A 16578-nucleotide genomic window follows, 5' to 3' on the forward strand; every position below is an offset into this window, starting at 1 on the left:
AAAATACGGTAAATGAAAAAAATCTTCTCATCTATTTATATTCAAGCATCCATACTATATGTAATTTTAGGAATACTACCGCGTGCTATCAATTTCCTTTTATTACCAATATATCTTGAGCATTTGGCTGTGGTTGAATATGGTAAATTAGTGCTCATCACTTTATATGTAGGTTTGTTTAATGTCTTTGGATATTTTCAACTTAATATTGCTGCAAGCACACAATATTTTTCTAAAAATATAGATAAAGAGACTTATAGAACAAGTCTATTAATAACTGGATTCCTCTTATCAACCTTAATGTTCATTTTATTTGCTTCTTCAGGTGAGTTGTTTTTTTCGCTTTATGAAGCTGAGCTTAATTTTTATCCATTAGGCTTTGTATCATTGGTTTCTGCCATTCTAATGTTGTGGTATACAATGTTTTTTACTTTTATGAAAAATGAATATCAAATTAAAGCATTTGGAGTATTTTCCTTGGCACTAACAATTCTTGGAGTTGCATTTCAGATTTATTTTATTATTTATTTAGATTGGGGTCTTTCCGGGATCATTTATGGTGGTTTCTTTTCTCAAATTATTGTGCTTCCCTTTTTGTTGTTTTACTATAGAAAATGGATGAAGATAAAATCGGATAATTTTAAAGTTTTATATAAATATGGCATATTAGCCTTAAAATTTAGCATTCCTTTTTTACCAACTATTTTACTTCATTGGGCACAAACATTAGGCGATCGCATTGTTCTTGAGCGCTTTGTATCATTAGAAAAAGTTGGACAATATGCTGTTATAGTAGCATTAATAACTTTTCCCCAAATGATAGTTAATGCTACAATGAATGCCTTAAAACCTAAACTTTTACAGTTATTGAACGATAAAAAGTATGAGTTAATAAACAAAATAGAATTTCTTTATGTAAATTTTATAGTATTAGTTCTAATACTAGTTTTCTTTATTGGAACGCATCTTAATTGGCTTACTGATAATCCAAAGTATATTGCAGTAGATCAATACCTCTTTATTGGAATTCTTGTAATGTTACCCAGCTCATTATTATATATTAATCATTTAAAACTCATGGTTATTGAAAAAACTGGAGTGATATCTAAATTTTCATTTTATGGTTTTTCAATTCAAGCTTTATTATTGTTTTTACTTGTGCCTACTATTGGTATTTATGGTGCATTAATCGCCTTTGGAATGGGAGGTGTTGTTACTTATATTTTGAATGTAAAAAAAGTTTTTAGAATTAAAAGATATCCATTTATAAGAATAATTCAACCTGCTTTATTAATGGTTCTAATAAACATTATCGGATATAATCTAGTCAATTTTATGAATTTTGATATTAAGGTTATTTCTAAAGTAACGACTGTTTTAATAATATGTATGACAGTAATTTTAACTAGAAAAACTTTAATGACTATTATTCCTTACCTAAACAAGTCTTAAAATTAATATTTGTGAACGATAAAAAAATAGCATTCGTACTCCCATTTTATGGAAAATTACCTATTTGGTTTGAGGCATTTGTAATTTCTTGTAGTTTTAATTCATCAATTACATGGCTTATTTTTACGGACTTAATTTATGATGGTAAACTTCCTGAAAATGTTCTTTTTAAAAAATTAAATAAACAAGAATTAACGCAACTTATATATAAAAAAACAGGTATTAAACACGAGTTATCTAATCCTCACAAGTTATGTGATTTTAAACCAATGTATGGTTTGATTTTTGATGATTATTTAACTAACTATAATTATTGGGGACATTGTGATATGGATATTATCTGGGGAGACTTAACTTCATTTTTCACAAAAATAGAATTTGAAAATTATGATATTATTTCAACACGTAAGAACGCTATTAGTGGTCATCTAACATTATACAAGAATAAAACAGAAATTAATACATTTTTTAAGTCAGTACCTAATTACAAGAAAGCATTTACTGATATTAATTATCAAGGTTTTGACGAAGGTTATTTTTCGTATCATTTGTTTAATGAAGTTGAAAAAAATCGTGCAAAGTTTAATATTTTTTGGCCAGAAAGAAGTAGTATTGATCGTATGGAGCTACAATTAAAGCCTAATGGATGGTACTGGGAACAAGGAGAAATTAAAAATAAATCTGGTCTTTTAGGCATTTATTTACATATGATTGATTGGAAAAAATCAATGTTAGGAGTATCTCAAATCACCTCTAAAAACACTCATAAATTATACATTAATAAATACGGAATTTGGGATAAAATTCCGATAAATATAAAAATAAGAACGTTGTTTGATTTAGGAATTAAACAACAAATAAGCTATAAAATAAATAGCTTAAAATCTTTTGTTAAGTATAAGCTATTAGGAAAACCTTATCCAAAGATGAAAGCTAATGTGATTGATGGTTATAAAGTACTTGAATAAGTAATTTTTTGGTGAATAAAAAAGATAATAGAACTACTAAGTAATTTCCCTTAAATTAAATCTATTATTTATGCGCTATTAAAATACAATAATCCATTTCTTTGCGTTGGTAAAGTCTTTCCAAAAGCAATGCTCCTAAGTATGTTTCAATAAGAATTTTGTGATCCCCCTTTACTATTTTTTTAATCAACCTCATACCAAAAATCATGATGCTTAAAAGGAATTTTGATTTTAAGTTTACCTTATCGGTAAAAACATGTGATTTTACTTGTGCAAAACCGTTTTTATTGAGGAGTTTTTCAAATTCAAGAACAGGTAATAATGATGGAGCATTCCATAAATTCATTTGTTGTTGACTGTCTACTGAAGGATGAATAATAAAATCATCGGCAACAATAAATACAGTATGTTCATGCGAAATGCTTAATAAATTTTTAATTGTTTTAGACAGGTTGGCGCTATGTTTTAATGATTCAATAGCAATGATAACATCAAATTTTTCGTGAATTATTGGATCATCAAAACTCTGTTTCTTAAAAGCTATTGCTGTTTTTTCACCAAGTTTTTCTAATTGACTATTAGCAAATTCAATTTCGTTCTCACTTATAGAAATACCTAGCCCTGATGCCTGTTTAGACTTTGATAACTTAAAAAGCGTGTTTCCAGTTCCACAACCTACATCTAAAACCGACGCTCCAACTGGACAAAGGCTATTTTGTATAATCCAATCTGCAATATCATTACCACCATTTACAAAATTTATTTTTTTATGAATAGGGTAAGCTCCTTGTTTTGGTGAAACTTCAAAATTAAATAGCGTATTATATATTTCGGCTACCTCGCTCATTTTTTTCTAAGATGAAAAACAAATTCATATGCATAAGAGATACGCATTGGAAATTTTAAAATTCTACCAGCATCAATCTTTTTCCATGGTTTTAAAATTTGCATGAGCCTGTGATAAGGCCATTGATCTGGATACACTTTCACAATTTCTAAACCTGCATTTTCAAATAAAGACTTCCATTGGTCTAAATTAAGTGCATCTTGATGCCCTTTTTTATTGTATAAATTTAGTGGTTTGAGTAAAAAACGCCATGTGAAGTTTTCTGAATTGCGAACCATATAGCATATATCTGCTCCTTTTTTGGTAACTCTTAACTGCTCAGCAAGCGCTGCTTTTCTATTCATCATTCTTTCTAGAGAACCTAAACATGTTAATGAATCAAACATACCGTCTTGATATGGAAGCTTCTCAGCATTACCAACAGTAAGATTAGCCTCAGGGCATAATTTACGACTACCCTCTATTGCTACATCCGAAAGATCAATACCGTAACGCTCTATATTTTTATGCTCAAGAGCTTTTAGCATTAAACCTAGCCCACAAGCTACATCTAAATGTTTTGTTTTAGGTTTAGGGTTTAAAATAGTTACAAAAATCTCATAAGCCTTTATAGGCCTTAAATAAAGATATCCTTTGGTCTTATAAACATTATCAAACCAAGATTTGATTTGTTCTTGCTCGTTAGTTGCTATCATAAATATCTTGGTGTTTTTTCTTTATATTTTATATAATTGTTACCAAATTTCTCTTCGAGAAAACGTTCCTCTATTTTGATTTTGAAATGTAAAACCCAGAAATAAATTGCAAAGCCTACCCACAAAATCCAAAAATTATAACACATTATTAATCCAAACACAGTTAAATGCATGCCTACAGTTATTGGATTTCTACTGTGTTTAAAAATAGAAGATTCTACTACCATTTTAGAATGGTTTCTTCTTAGTATCTGTGTACCCTTAAGTGAAATAATACGCCCTAAAAGAGAAATACATAATGCAGTTATGACTATATATATAGATGTTGTATCTGTTTTTGAATCTATAAATGATGTTAAAGATAGATATAATGGCGATAAGTAAAATGCCAAACACAACAATAAACCAACTGATGATTGAAGTGATTTTAATGAGAAAACACCTCTTTCTGCTGATAATATAGATACAGTAGAAGCCTCACTTGGAATAGGCCATATCCATAAATCTAATATAAAAGATATATAGATTATGATGATGATAGTACTAATCCACATATTTAAATAATTTTTTATAGTTGGCACTAGTATTATCCCAAGAAAATGATCTAACTGTTTCTGTATTGACTTGCATTGGGTTTAGGATCATATTTTTTAGGACCTTATACATATCTTCAATATTGTAAGCCTTTACCATCTTTCCATTTTCTGCTGAAATGATTTCAGAAGCTCCCCCAACATTAAAAGTAAGAACAGGTACTTTATTGGAAATAGCTTCACAGAAAACCAAACCAAAACTCTCAGAAAAAGAGGTGTGAAGCAATAATTTATATGACGAATAAGGTACCTCTCTAGCAAAACTTTTTAGGGAAACAAAAGGATATTCACTCAATTTTTTAGCTAGATTTTTACTTACAACATGACCATAAATGTCAATTGGTATTGGGTCTTTCGCTTGCGATTGTATATAATCAAAAAGCTTTATTGCTAAGTTATATTTACGGTCATCAATATTTCCAACCATTAATACTCTATTTAAAACCTGTGTTTCTTTATGAATACTATGTGTAATAGAATTAAAGCCATTTGGAATTAGATATACTTTTTTAGCATATTTTTCTAAAGTGTTTTTCTTAAAATTAGAAACGGTAATCAAAACTTTAGCTCTTTTAAAAATGAAATAATACATATTACTAAAAAAAAGGCTTTGAACCTGCGATTTCATATTCAATTTAGATAACTCCGGCCAATTATCATGATATGTAAATACAAAAGGCACCTTAGCTAAACCTAATAAAAAAGAATTGTAAAAATCACCATAAAAAATAGTCAAATTGTCTTTTAGTTTCTTAATAACTCGGTAAGTACTTACCCAATTACTTACTTTAATAAATTTAAGATTTTGAAATCTATGGTCGCCAATTTCTGTAGCTAACACCGTAATATTTTCAAATTGATCTTGAATTCTGGAAAACACTTCACATGTAGCTTTTGCCCCACCAGAAAAGTTAGTTCCGAAACTTGTAGTTAATATGACCAATTTTTGTTTCATATTTTAACTTTCGTAACTAGCAGTAGCTATGTGAGATTCCAACAATTCTACTTTTAGCTTTAAATGACTATCTATCTGCTCCTTAATTTTACCGTGGATATATTGAGCTAGAAACTCTGTGGTTGTTAATATGCCTTTAAATTGGGGGAGTTCGTCAAGATTGTTATAAGCAAGTTCACTCAATACAGTTTTGGTAATTGCTGACGCTTCACCAATATCAATAACTACATTTTTATCATTGAGTTTTTCACTCATAAATGATACTTCAGTAACATAAGTTGCTCCATGCATATTTTGTGCAGGCCCAAAAAAAGGGTCAGGAAGCGAGTGTGCGATCATGATGTGATCAGTAACTTTTACAGTAAACATAAGATATAATTAATAACAGATAATAGTACTTAAATTTTTAATTTTATTTTTTCGTAATTGATTATAAAATTTAGGTGTTTCTCTAAAATCTATTTCATTAGTTAATAAATGATTAAAATCTACGCTAGCCAAAATATCAAAAACCAACTGCTTTCTTTTAGCATACGTCCAAATAGGTTGTTTTTTGTATGGTATTTGACTTACTTGAGATGAAATAATTTGCTTTCTACCATAGTGAAATTCTGCTCCTAATTTCAAGGCAGTTTCTCGATTACCATACCAACTTAACTCTATAATTCTACCTTCCTGCCTTGTTTTAAGCAATGCTTGTTGTAAAGCACTCTCATTGGATGTGGTGTTAAATACCACATCATAGGCATTCAAAGACTCAGATGGGATTCCGTGTGAGATGTGTAATTTTTGTCTATCCTCATCAACCTCAAGCACTTCAACCTTAACACCTATCATTTTATTAATAATAGTTGCAATTAATCCTCCAATTAAACCATAGCCGATAATTAACACCTTATCTCCAAGTGAAACTTCTGCATCCCAAATTGCGTTTACGGCTGTTTCTATATTACTAGCTAATGTTGCTGACTTTAAATTTATTTCTTTTGGAATTTCTACTAAGTCTGAATCAGATACAATCATATAGTCTTGATGCGGATGCATAAGATGAACATTTTTTCCTACCCATAAACTATTGCCTTCTATAACCTTACCCACAGCAGAATAACCATAGGTAAAAGTATCTGTAAGAGATCCTTTCATATAGGGTACAGTCATTTGTTGTGCTACTGTAGCTGATAAATTATGTGTAAGTAGTGTTTTCTCGGTTCCGAGGCTAATCAAAGAATAGATACTCTTAACTAAGACATCTTCTTTATTTGGCTTTGTTATATCAACAGTTTCTATCCAACTTGTTTCTTTATTATGCCATATTTCATTTAAGTTAAACGTCATATCTATAAACCTCCTACGAACATAATCTCATTTCCAATTGGGATGAATCTAACTCATTGATATTCTCTGCTAGATTATTCTGAATTAAAATAGACAAATTCATAGCTATCCAATTTTCATCAAAAACAACCTGTGTTTCAGGTTTAAATCTAATATCAATATTGTTTGGTAATTTTTTTACAATCCCTATTTTTTCTCGAGTTTCAATAATGGCATCCCAAATAGCTATCATGAGTCCAAGTTTTGTGATAATAAATGACCCATGCGATCTTTTTTAGTTTTCAGATAACTCATATTATCATGATTAGCTTGGATTTCTATTGGTATGCGTTCAATAACTTTTATGCTTGAATCATTAAAGGAATTAATTTTTTCAGGATTGTTTGTCAATAATCGGATGGTACTTACTCCTAAATCTTCTAAAATTTCTATGGCTGTTGAATAATCTCTGGAGTCTTCGTGCAAGCCTAATTCTAGATTAGCATCTCTTGTATCGAAACCCTTATCCTGCAAATTATATGCTTTTAGTTTATTTATAAGCCCTATACCTCTTCCTTCTTGCCTTAAGTAAATAACTATACCATTATGTTTTTGTGCCCAACGCATTGAAAAGTCTAATTGCTCACCACAATCACATTTAGCCGAGTGAAAAACATCTCCAGTCATACATTCAGAATGAATTCTTACATCAACCGCTACATTTGTTTCTATATTATTAGTATACAATGCCAAATTTGGAAAATCTTCGACTTGAGATTTGTATGCTTTAACTATAAATTCACCATATTTTGTTGGTAATCTTGACTTAACCAAAAAAGTATTAACCTTCACTTATAAATTGTTTTTTAAATTTTAGAATAATAAAATATGGTACAATAATAAGGATATAATTATGTTTAAATAAAATCAAAAAAAATCACCATCATAAATTTACATACCTACTACTAAAACCATTAAATAAATTGAAATAATGATAATCAAATATTAGTATTATTTTTTTAAAAATCATAATTAATTTACGAAATAGAATACTGTTTGTTAATTAGTCTATAATTTAATTATATCCTTACAATTTTTATTGGTTGCATATGGAGTTTATAAACCTTCACTAGAGAACAGTTAATTTAGTTGTATTAAATTCAATAGAATCAACGGATAGAAAAAGCTAGGGGAGAACATCTTGTTAAAAAAACACTTGAAGCAGGAATGAGTATAGTTGATGCTTTTGAAAAATTTGGGATAATGTAATTTTTAACGCATTCAGAAAAAAAATCTATCTAATTAATTGATTTTTAGTGATGTAATGAGGAAAAATTTGTGTAGAGAAGCAGAATTTTAGTTTTAAAACAGTTATCAAACTACTTTTTCATATCTCAAAAGTACTAGAACTTACATTTTAGAACCATTAAAACTGAGTAATTGACTACCGCTGCTAGAATAAAAATGACTTATTTTTCTTTCTCAATAATAGACAAAGCTAAACGGATAGTACTGTATTGCTTTTCTCCTTTATAATAATCAAAATAGGGTTTTAATGCGGGTGGACTATCTAAAATTTTTTTTGTTTTTTTAATTTCTTCTACTTCATTTTTGTCAATAAAATCGTAAATATTAATATCCTTTCCATCCATATAAAGCTTCGCAATATGAGAAAAAATGGTAGTAGTGGTTAAACCTCTTTTTATAGAAATTTCTTCAATAGATAAACCTTCTTTATACAGCTCATAAGTCACTTTGTGCGTACTTGTTTTGTTAGATTTTTTCTCATCAGCAAATGCTCTAATTTCATTCATAAAAATATCGCCATAAACTTCTAGTTTACGCTGACCAACCCCACTTATATTTAAGAAATCTGAATCGGATACGGGTCTATTATTTTCAATTTCTTTGAGCGTAGCATCATTAAAAATAAGATATGCTGGGATATTTTCTTCCAAAGCAATTTTATGACGTAATTGCTTTAATCGATTGAATAAATCTAGGTTTTTAGCTTTTCTAGCTTTGGTTTCTTTAGGGGCTCCTATTTTTTCTATGACTTCAATAGGTTTTGTAAGGTGTACTTTTGCACCATCAAACAGTACGTTTTTAGAAAAATGGGTTAGGCGTAACGCGTTATTAAATTGAAATGCAATTTCTAAATAGCCTTGGTTAATTAATTGAATAATGTAATGTTGCCAATCTTTCCAAGAAATATCATTCCCAATGCCATAAGTTTTTATCTGTTGTAAATTCTTTTCTAAGATCCCTTGATTTTGTGCTCCTCGTAAAATATCAATAATAATTCCAGTAGCCTCTGCTTCTTTTACTCTAGCTACAGTAGACAATGCTTTTTGTGCTATAATAGTTCCGTTAAAAACAGTAGGCGGATTTTTACAAACATCACAATTTCCACAATTTTCTGCTAAAAGCTCTCCAAAATAACTCAGTAGAATTTTTCTGCGGCATGTGGTTGCTTCCGCAAATTGCTTCATCCGTTCTAGTTTTGCAATTTGTACTTCTTGGTTTGCAGCACCTTCTGTAAATTTCCGCAATTGAATCACATCAGCATAACTATGAAAGAGTAGGGCATGGGCTTTTAAACCATCTCTACCAGAACGTCCAATCTCTTGATAATAGCCTTCTATATTTTTAGGCATGTTATAATGTATTACCCAGCGTACATTAGATTTGTCTATCCCCATACCAAAGGCTACAGTAGCACATACAATCTGTGTTTTATCAAAAATAAAATCTTCCTGTACTTTGGTGCGTTCCTCAAAAGTAAGTCCGGCATGGTATGCCGCAACATTAAACTGTTTTGCTTTTAACTTTTCGGAAACCTGTTCCGTTGTTTTTCTACTCAAGCAATAAATAATACCAGAAGTATCGGGTCTTTTTTCTAAAAACCGAATAATTTGAGCAATTCTATTGTCTGCTGCACGTACATCTAAACTAATATTCTGCCGATCAAAAGAAGTGATAAACTGTTTTGCTGTTGCAATGCCCAATTGTTTTGCAATATCTTGCCGTGTTGCTTTGTCTGCAGTAGCTGTTAAAGCAATTATGGGGATATTAGGCATGGATTTTTTTAAAAAGCCTAATTGCTGGTATGAGGGTCTAAAATCATGCCCCCAAGAAGAAATACAGTGCGCCTCATCTATAGCAATACAGCTTACATAGCTTTCTTTTAAAATATGATCTAAGCCAGAAATACTTTCTGGTGCTACATAAAGTAATTTTAAGTTACCATTAGCAATTTTAGCTAAAATGTCTTGTTGTTCATCAGAAGACTGGCTGCTGTTATAATATGCAGCTGCTATTCCATTTGCATTGCAACCATCTACTTGGTCTTTCATTAAGGCAATTAATGGAGATATAACCAGCGTAACCCCCTTAAATAATAATGCGGGTAACTGAAAACAAATAGACTTCCCTCCTCCAGTAGGCATAATAACAATAGCGTCTTGACGCTCTAAAACGGCAGTGATAATTTCTTCTTGTTGTGGCCTAAAACGATCATATCCAAAATATTTTTTTAAAGTGGAGTGTAATTGTTCTTGTGCTATTTGTACCGGCATGGATTGTTGTTTATGGTTTGTAAAATTACAAGAAATACAGGTTCTTATTTCGATACATTACAAAACTTAATCAACAAATTTCCAAGCAATAAATCGGCTGTTTTTATTACCCTGAGACATTTTTATAATGGTATAAGTAGTACCCAGCTTATTTAGTTGTTTGTAGATAGTTTTTAAATTTTCTTGCTTAGAAATTAAAGAAGTAAACCATCCTACTTGCTTTTTAAACGCTACACTTTGCTTTATCATTCGTTTTACAAATAAAGCTTCTCCACCATTGCACCAGAGTTCATTAGCTTGTCCACCAAAATTTAGTTTGGTATTTCGCTGTATATTTAAGTTTTTAAATTTTCGCTTGGTTCCTGCTAAAGCCTCTTTTTCGGAGCTATGAAAAGGAGGGTTACACATGGTAAAATCATAATACTCACCCGTTTTAATAATGCCTTCAAAAATATGAGCATTATTTTCTTGGTGTCTTATTTCTATTTGTTCCGGTAAAGATTTATTGGCATTGATATTTGTTTTTGCAGCTATAACTGCAGTTTGGTCAATATCGGATCCAATCATTTTCCATTGTAAATGCCTACTCGCTAAAATAGGATAGATGCAATTGGCACCAACACCGATATCTAATCCAACAATTTTTTTATCTGTGTCTAATAAATCATTTAAATGTAATAGGTAATCCAACCTTCCAGGAATAGGAGGGCATAAATAACCTTCTGGAATATTCCAATCGATTATGGCATAATGTTTTTTTAATAAGGCTTTGTTAAGATGTAAGACAGCTTTATCGTTGCTAAAGTCAATAGTTTTTGTTTTGTAGTCATTTGTAAAAACAAAAGGCTGTAATTCAGAATAACTAGCTACTAATGCATCAAAATCATATGGTTTTTGGTGAATGTTTTTTGGATGCATTTACTTTTAGATCAATTTTTAAAACACAAAGATACTATTAGATATGACAAGTCAGAAAAGTATACCTTTGCAGCCAAACTGTTTTACCATGAATTCTTTTGAAGATTTTAACCTAAAAAAGCAATTAAACTATGCTATTGAAGATTTAGGTTTTACAAACCCAACTCCTATCCAAAAAGAATCCTATTCCGTAGTACTTTCGGGGAAAGATATGGTGGGTATTGCACAAACAGGAACTGGTAAAACCATGGCCTATATGCTGCCTATACTGCAGGGTTTAGCCTTTTCTAAGCAACAAACCCCTCGGGTTTTAGTTTTAGTGCCTACAAGAGAACTTGTGCTTCAAGTAGTTGAAAATATAGAAAGTTTTGCGAAATATATTAATGTACGTGTGCTCGGCGTGTATGGTGGCACAAATATAAATACCCAAAAACAAGCCTGTGCCCAAGGAACCGATATTTTGGTAGCTACTCCCGGTAGGTTGTACGATTTAGCACTTTCTAAAGCCGTAAAATTTAGAGATATTAAAAAATTGGTGATTGATGAAGTGGATGTCATGCTCGATTTAGGCTTTCGCTTTCAACTGATTAACATTTTTGAATTATTACCCACCAGAAGGCAAAATATTATGTTTTCAGCTACTATGACGGAAGATGTAGCGGCATTGATAGATGATTTTTTTATAAAACCAGAAAAAGTATCTATAGCCGTTAGTGGTACACCCTTAGATAATATTGCACAAAGCAGTTATACGATTCCTAATTTTTATACCAAAGTTAATGTATTATTAAAATTACTAAAGGATAAAGATACTTTTGGAAAAGTGCTTGTTTTTGTATCGAATAAAAAGAGTGCCAATACTTTATTTGAAGCTTTAGAAGAAGCATTTAACAACGAAATTTGTGTGATCCATTCTAATAAAACACAAAATTATAGAATTAGATCTATTAAGCAGTTTGATGAAGGGAAGAATAGAATTTTAGTCACTACAGATGTCATGGCACGTGGTTTAGATTTAGATCAAATTACGCATGTTATTAATTTTGATACGCCTATCTATCCTGAAAACTATATGCACCGTATTGGGAGAAGTGGTAGAGCAAAACACAAGGGGAATGCGATTTTATTTTATACCGAAAAAGAAGAAAAAGACAAAGAAGCTATAGAAGCTTTAATGGATTATAAAATTCCATTGCTAGCCATTCCAGATGGAGTGGCTATTTCGGAGCAATTAACACGAGAAGAGCGACCTAAAATTGTAGAGGCCAATAACCCAGATAAAGAAACTTTGCAATCTGGAGCCAGTTTTCACGAAAAGAAAGAGAAAAATAAGAAAACCAATCAGGGTGGCTCGTACCAACGTATCATTGCCAAGAAATATAAAAAGCCAAAAACCAGAGGGGATAAGAATTACAATAAAAGGAATAAAAGAAAGTAGTTATTAGTATTCAGTGATCAGTTTTACTGTGATTAAGTAAAAAGTATTAAATAGGCTAAAACGTCAGTTCGAGTGATTTTCCTAAGAAAATTGTATCGAGAACCTCATTAATTCTTTAAATTTCTTAGTATTTGGTTGATTCCTTTGACTAAGAAAACAAACGCTGTTGAGAATACTATGTTTCATTATAAAATCTTATTTTTAGCACTGTTGAAATTCATTAGATATATTTTGTGTTAATTGCTTCATATATTTAAAAACTATTAAATACTGACAACTAATTACCCAATACAAAATCATGAAATCATTTAGCATCGCAGAAATCAATGCCGTATTAAACGGAGAAATTGTTGGAGAAACTACAGCAGTAATAACTGCTCCTGAACAATTAGAAAAAGCACAAGAAGGTGAAATTACGAGTATTGGAAATCGGAAATATGCCAAGCTATGGAACACTTCTCATGCGAGTGCTGCAGTGATTGATGCAAAAATTGCCTTAGAACCAGGTAAAAATAGAGTTTTGATAAAAGTGCCTAATGTAGATTTAGCTATGGCGCAAATCTTAGAATTGTTTGATCCTGGAATCCCGGCTTTTGAAGAAGAGATACATCCAACAGCTGTAATACACGAAACGGCAAGTTTGGGAAAAGGCTGCAAAATAGGCGCAAATAGCTACGTAGGGAAAAATGTAACACTAGGAGATGGTACTGTTTTATACCCAAATGTAACGGTTATGGACGATACGACTATGGGGAACGGATGTATTGTTTGGTCTGGCACTGTCATCAGAGAGCGTACGGTAATTGGGCATTATTGTATTTTTCATACCAATGTAAGTATAGGTGCCGATGGTTTTGGTTTTAGACCGAGCCCAGATGGTAGAGGATTGGTGAAAATTCCGCAAATAGGGAATGTAGTGATTGGTGATGCTGTAGAAATTGGCGCTAATTCTTGTGTAGACCGCGGTAAATTTAGCGCTACGATTATTGGAGACGGTTGCAAAATAGACAATCTGGTACAAATAGGGCATAATTCTATTATGGGACGTTCTTGTATTATGGCTGGCCATAGTGGTTTAGCGGGTTCTGTTACCTTAGGTGATGGTGTTGTAATAGGAGGTAGCGCCTCTATAAAAGACCATACCACCTTACATTCTGGTGTAACCGTGGGTGCGGGTTCTGGGGTTGTAGGGGATGTTGCTGCAGGAAAAACTGTTTTGGGTTACCCAGCATGCGATTCAAGAGATATGTTAAAGCAATGGGTGGCTTTACGGAAGTTAGCGAAATAGTTAGGTTATAAGGTAATAGAAAAGATAAATACCTTCATGAAAAAAATAATTATTATAGTACCAATCATAATTTTAACGATGGGGTTTTCATTATTCAAAAAACAATCAAAGGAAGAAAAATTTTGGAATTGGGTTACTAAGCATAAATCACAATTAGAACATTTCATTAATTCTAATACTGAGGATTATACTATTTATCATCAATTAACTAGTGAAATGAAAAAGTATAATGATATACTTTTTCCTGAAATGACATTAACTGAAAAAAATGAAATTGTACTAATTATAACTCCAGATGGAATTTCTGATGGAATTATACCCACTCAAAAGTTATACGATTCAAGACCAAAATTAGATAATTGGATCATCAAAAAGTTTAGACAAGCAAAAGGTAAAGTAGAACTAAGTTTTAATGGAATAGAATATTCAAGCTCTGATATTGAGATTGTCCCAGAACTAGATAAAGAAAGAGCAAAAATTAATATTAAAGTTTGTATTAGAAACCTAGACGAAAACGATGAAAGGTATAAGGTTTTAGCATTTCTGTATCTTGATCATATTTTAGGGGAATATAATACAATGACAGCAGTAGGATATATTGACTTTTATCCTATTGAAGAAAGTAAAAGTGTAGTTGATGGAATTTCAATTTTGGAGTTACGTAAATTAATAGAAAAAGAAATTTATAAAGTTGAAAATTAAAATCCAATCTTGAATTTGCTACATCAAGCCTAGTGTACTATGCAATCCTTTTCAACTTTTCACTATATTGAGTAGGCAAAAACAAGCTAAAACAAACACTTAGTAAACATTAAATACAATGACTCATATACTAGTTGAAAAGAATGAAGATGATGAACTTCCTATTCCTCATGTATGGAGACCAATCTTTAAATCGATAGTTAACGCTTTTGTGAAGCAAGATTATAGTCTTAGTTTTGGTGTAAAAAATGTAAATACAGTATCAAAAAATACTGCTAAGCAAATAGCTGAATATATTGAAGATTATGATGAAGAGTTAATTGAACTTCCAGAAGAAACTTGGGAAACATCAGTTTATATTTGCTATGGCGATTACTGGAATGTGTTAATTGATTTGTACACAAAAAGTGAAGGACGAAGTGATTTAGTACTGAATGCTGAAGTAAGGGAAGTTAACAATGAATATATAGTTGATATTAATCTGGTTTATGTTCCTTAAATAAGAAAAATGAAAATACTTCCAAAAAAGTAAAAAATCACTAGATTAGTAGTAATCCTATTAAGGATATTATAACATCTACTTATTTGTTAGCTGTAATTTACAATACAAATCAATGAAAAAAATATTATATAATACCTTGCTACTGATTTTAATATACACCAGCCTATGCTCTTGTTCTAATGAGGATAAAGAACCGCCATGCATGGAAACTAATGCAATGATGACCATTAATGGAGAACCTCAATCTTTTGACCTATCTGGAACTGGTTTAAATTTACGGCAAAATGGTTTAGAATTAAGTTTTATTATTACAAGGAGTAGTAATAATCCATATAGGCGCCAGACAATATCAATAAAATTACCATATAAAAAAACGGGCGAAAATATAATAGAGGAATTTACTTATAGCCAAAATATTGACTTAACAAGATCTGAAGGAGATTTTATAGATGGAGAATTACAAAGTAATGTTATAAAAAATACACGTGAATGCTTCTATGTAATATTTTCTGGAATATTAAATGTTGGAAATCAAGAAGTAATAATTGAAGACGGTCAATTTAGTATTATATATAATGTACCTTTTGATGATTAAAATACTAAAAGTAAACAACCTCTGGGCAAGCCCACAAGGCATTAAAAGTAAGAATTCATATTGATTTGACACAAGCATCAGAGCATATTAAACCTTGATTATGGAGTAACATTTACTCCATAAATCACCTAGCAACTGTTTTTAACTTGGCTTTGTATGAGTTAAAAGAAATAAGAAAAACGTTTAGAATCTTTAGCATGAAATTAGACTTAACCATACTACTTATAATTTTTTCTCTAATAAGTATAAAAGCACAAACGAAGAAAACCAAAATCACAAATAACCATGAAGGCTTTTCTTTTAATTATGATAAACCAAATAACTGGGTTTTAGATTCCGTAAATGCAGCACAATATTTAGCGCATTCAGCAATTTTTAAGAGTAAAGAAGACTATGACAATGGAGGCCCTTTGATTCAAATTTTTGCTTTTAAAAAGCAAGACGAAAATACAATTGAAGATCTTAACTTTGATGTTAGTAGTTATATAGAAAGATATGAAAACCTAAAGCAAAAAGAACTTACTATTAAGCATTCTTTATATAAGACATTTGGTAAAGAAGTATATGTTGAAGGTAGTTTTTATCAATATATTGTTTATCTAAATCCAGGAAAAGAATTTGATTTTGGAGTGTCAATTGCTCTTAATATCAACAAAACGGAGCTTTTAAGTGAAGATTTAGAACTATTTAAAAATTTAGTGAAATCTGTAAAAGCTTTGAATTAAAGGGAATT

General features: G+C 30.7%; 19 protein-coding genes. 9 read left to right on the forward strand and 10 right to left on the reverse strand.

Going from position 1 to position 16578, the window contains the following annotated elements; translation table 11 throughout:
- Positions 1–12: 12 nt before the first annotated feature.
- Together ACZ451_RS13860 and ACZ451_RS13865 are read left to right on the forward strand one after the other, a co-directional pair.
- Entirely contained in the window at positions 13–1452 is a 1440-nt protein-coding gene (locus ACZ451_RS13860) for an oligosaccharide flippase family protein (RefSeq protein ID WP_464213385.1), read from the forward strand.
- Between the two features lie 11 nt (positions 1453–1463).
- Positions 1464–2420 (forward strand): DUF6625 family protein, encoded by a 957-nt coding sequence (locus tag ACZ451_RS13865; RefSeq protein WP_464213387.1) that lies wholly within the window; start codon positions 1464–1466, stop codon positions 2418–2420.
- Between the two features lie 64 nt (positions 2421–2484).
- Here the strand turns inward: ACZ451_RS13865 and ACZ451_RS13870 are convergent, their stop codons facing one another.
- From ACZ451_RS13870 to ACZ451_RS13880, 3 genes are read right to left on the reverse strand one after another with little or no spacing between them, the layout of a single operon-like run.
- Positions 2485–3267, reverse strand: a complete 783-nt coding sequence (locus tag ACZ451_RS13870) for an SAM-dependent methyltransferase (protein WP_464213389.1) — start codon at positions 3265–3267, stop codon at positions 2485–2487.
- Positions 3264–3962: a class I SAM-dependent methyltransferase gene (locus tag ACZ451_RS13875; protein ID WP_464213391.1), complete on the reverse strand. Its 699-nt coding sequence runs from the start codon at positions 3960–3962 to the stop codon at positions 3264–3266. Before ACZ451_RS13875 ends, ACZ451_RS13870 begins: the two co-directional genes overlap by 4 nt.
- A complete protein-coding gene (locus ACZ451_RS13880) occupies positions 3959–4189 on the reverse strand; it encodes a methyltransferase family protein (RefSeq protein WP_464216930.1) in 231 nt (76 codons plus the stop codon). The genes ACZ451_RS13875 and ACZ451_RS13880 overlap by 4 nt, the downstream gene beginning before the upstream one ends.
- Between ACZ451_RS13880 and ACZ451_RS13885 the strand changes: the two genes are divergently transcribed.
- On the forward strand, positions 4134–4346 hold the full coding sequence (locus tag ACZ451_RS13885) for a hypothetical protein (RefSeq protein WP_464216946.1): 213 nt from the start codon (positions 4134–4136) through the stop codon (positions 4344–4346). The genes ACZ451_RS13880 and ACZ451_RS13885 overlap by 56 nt on opposite strands.
- A gap of 159 nt (positions 4347–4505) precedes the next feature.
- On the opposite strand, the gene ACZ451_RS13890 is transcribed toward ACZ451_RS13885, so the two are convergent.
- From ACZ451_RS13890 to rlmF, 7 genes are all read right to left on the reverse strand, one after another.
- Positions 4506–5510: a glycosyltransferase gene (locus tag ACZ451_RS13890; protein WP_464213393.1), complete on the reverse strand. Its 1005-nt coding sequence runs from the start codon at positions 5508–5510 to the stop codon at positions 4506–4508.
- Between the two features lie 3 nt (positions 5511–5513).
- Positions 5514–5879: a 6-pyruvoyl trahydropterin synthase family protein gene (locus tag ACZ451_RS13895; protein ID WP_464213395.1), complete on the reverse strand. Its 366-nt coding sequence runs from the start codon at positions 5877–5879 to the stop codon at positions 5514–5516.
- A gap of 9 nt (positions 5880–5888) precedes the next feature.
- Positions 5889–6845: a zinc-dependent alcohol dehydrogenase gene (locus ACZ451_RS13900; RefSeq protein WP_464213397.1), complete on the reverse strand. Its 957-nt coding sequence runs from the start codon at positions 6843–6845 to the stop codon at positions 5889–5891.
- Between the two features lie 13 nt (positions 6846–6858).
- On the reverse strand, positions 6859–7077 hold the full coding sequence (locus ACZ451_RS13905; protein WP_464213399.1) for a hypothetical protein: 219 nt from the start codon (positions 7075–7077) through the stop codon (positions 6859–6861).
- Positions 7074–7658, reverse strand: coding sequence for a GTP cyclohydrolase II (gene ribA, locus ACZ451_RS13910; protein WP_464213401.1), 585 nt, complete (start codon positions 7656–7658; stop codon positions 7074–7076). The genes ACZ451_RS13905 and ribA overlap by 4 nt, the downstream gene beginning before the upstream one ends.
- A gap of 635 nt (positions 7659–8293) precedes the next feature.
- A complete protein-coding gene (gene recQ, locus ACZ451_RS13915) occupies positions 8294–10402 on the reverse strand; it encodes a DNA helicase RecQ (protein WP_464213403.1) in 2109 nt (702 codons plus the stop codon).
- A 66-nt stretch (positions 10403–10468) separates the two neighbouring features.
- Positions 10469–11320, reverse strand: a complete 852-nt coding sequence (gene rlmF / locus ACZ451_RS13920) for a 23S rRNA (adenine(1618)-N(6))-methyltransferase RlmF (RefSeq protein WP_464213405.1) — start codon at positions 11318–11320, stop codon at positions 10469–10471.
- A gap of 88 nt (positions 11321–11408) precedes the next feature.
- Here rlmF and ACZ451_RS13925 point away from each other — a divergent pair, with 88 nt between their 5' ends.
- The 6 genes from ACZ451_RS13925 to ACZ451_RS13950 all read left to right on the forward strand — a co-directional run bounded on the left by ACZ451_RS13925 (position 11409) and on the right by ACZ451_RS13950 (position 16570).
- Positions 11409–12758, forward strand: coding sequence for a DEAD/DEAH box helicase (locus ACZ451_RS13925; protein WP_464213407.1), 1350 nt, complete (start codon positions 11409–11411; stop codon positions 12756–12758).
- Positions 12759–13056: 298 nt separating this feature from the next.
- Positions 13057–14046 carry a UDP-3-O-(3-hydroxymyristoyl)glucosamine N-acyltransferase gene (lpxD, locus tag ACZ451_RS13930; protein WP_464213409.1) on the forward strand — a complete coding sequence of 330 codons (990 nt, stop codon included), beginning with the start codon at positions 13057–13059 and terminating at the stop codon, positions 14044–14046.
- Positions 14047–14124: 78 nt separating this feature from the next.
- Positions 14125–14748, forward strand: a complete 624-nt coding sequence (locus ACZ451_RS13935) for a hypothetical protein (RefSeq protein WP_464213411.1) — start codon at positions 14125–14127, stop codon at positions 14746–14748.
- A 118-nt stretch (positions 14749–14866) separates the two neighbouring features.
- Positions 14867–15247 carry a DUF7668 domain-containing protein gene (locus tag ACZ451_RS13940; protein WP_464213413.1) on the forward strand — a complete coding sequence of 127 codons (381 nt, stop codon included), beginning with the start codon at positions 14867–14869 and terminating at the stop codon, positions 15245–15247.
- A 115-nt stretch (positions 15248–15362) separates the two neighbouring features.
- Complete coding sequence (locus ACZ451_RS13945; RefSeq protein ID WP_464213415.1) at positions 15363–15845, forward strand: hypothetical protein; 483 nt, start codon at positions 15363–15365, stop codon at positions 15843–15845.
- Positions 15846–16042: 197 nt separating this feature from the next.
- Entirely contained in the window at positions 16043–16570 is a 528-nt protein-coding gene (locus ACZ451_RS13950) for a hypothetical protein (RefSeq protein WP_464213417.1), read from the forward strand.
- Positions 16571–16578 lie beyond the last annotated feature (8 nt).

The sequence above is a fragment of the Allocellulophaga tsushimaensis genome (genome assembly GCF_055383085.1).

Excerpts from the sequence above, each read along its gene's own strand:
- ACZ451_RS13935 (WP_464213411.1), top strand. The coding sequence starts at position 14,125 with ATGGGGTTTTCATTATTCAAAAAACAATCAAAGGAAGAAAAATTTTGG.
- ACZ451_RS13895 (WP_464213395.1), bottom strand. The coding sequence starts at position 5,879 with ATGTTTACTGTAAAAGTTACTGATCACATCATGATCGCACACTCGCTT.
- rlmF (WP_464213405.1), bottom strand. The coding sequence starts at position 11,320 with ATGCATCCAAAAAACATTCACCAAAAACCATATGATTTTGATGCATTA.
- lpxD (WP_464213409.1), top strand. The coding sequence starts at position 13,057 with ATGAAATCATTTAGCATCGCAGAAATCAATGCCGTATTAAACGGAGAA.
- ACZ451_RS13900 (WP_464213397.1), bottom strand. The coding sequence starts at position 6,845 with ATGACGTTTAACTTAAATGAAATATGGCATAATAAAGAAACAAGTTGG.
- ACZ451_RS13950 (WP_464213417.1), top strand. The coding sequence starts at position 16,043 with ATGAAATTAGACTTAACCATACTACTTATAATTTTTTCTCTAATAAGT.
- ACZ451_RS13945 (WP_464213415.1), top strand. The coding sequence starts at position 15,363 with ATGAAAAAAATATTATATAATACCTTGCTACTGATTTTAATATACACC.
- ACZ451_RS13885 (WP_464216946.1), top strand. The coding sequence starts at position 4,134 with ATGCCTACAGTTATTGGATTTCTACTGTGTTTAAAAATAGAAGATTCT.
- ACZ451_RS13925 (WP_464213407.1), top strand. The coding sequence starts at position 11,409 with ATGAATTCTTTTGAAGATTTTAACCTAAAAAAGCAATTAAACTATGCT.
- ACZ451_RS13940 (WP_464213413.1), top strand. The coding sequence starts at position 14,867 with ATGACTCATATACTAGTTGAAAAGAATGAAGATGATGAACTTCCTATT.
- ACZ451_RS13870 (WP_464213389.1), bottom strand. The coding sequence starts at position 3,267 with ATGAGCGAGGTAGCCGAAATATATAATACGCTATTTAATTTTGAAGTT.
- ACZ451_RS13860 (WP_464213385.1), top strand. The coding sequence starts at position 13 with ATGAAAAAAATCTTCTCATCTATTTATATTCAAGCATCCATACTATAT.
- recQ (WP_464213403.1), bottom strand. The coding sequence starts at position 10,402 with ATGCCGGTACAAATAGCACAAGAACAATTACACTCCACTTTAAAAAAA.
- ACZ451_RS13890 (WP_464213393.1), bottom strand. The coding sequence starts at position 5,510 with ATGAAACAAAAATTGGTCATATTAACTACAAGTTTCGGAACTAACTTT.
- ACZ451_RS13880 (WP_464216930.1), bottom strand. The coding sequence starts at position 4,189 with ATGGTAGTAGAATCTTCTATTTTTAAACACAGTAGAAATCCAATAACT.
- ACZ451_RS13875 (WP_464213391.1), bottom strand. The coding sequence starts at position 3,962 with ATGATAGCAACTAACGAGCAAGAACAAATCAAATCTTGGTTTGATAAT.
- ACZ451_RS13905 (WP_464213399.1), bottom strand. The coding sequence starts at position 7,077 with ATGATAGCTATTTGGGATGCCATTATTGAAACTCGAGAAAAAATAGGG.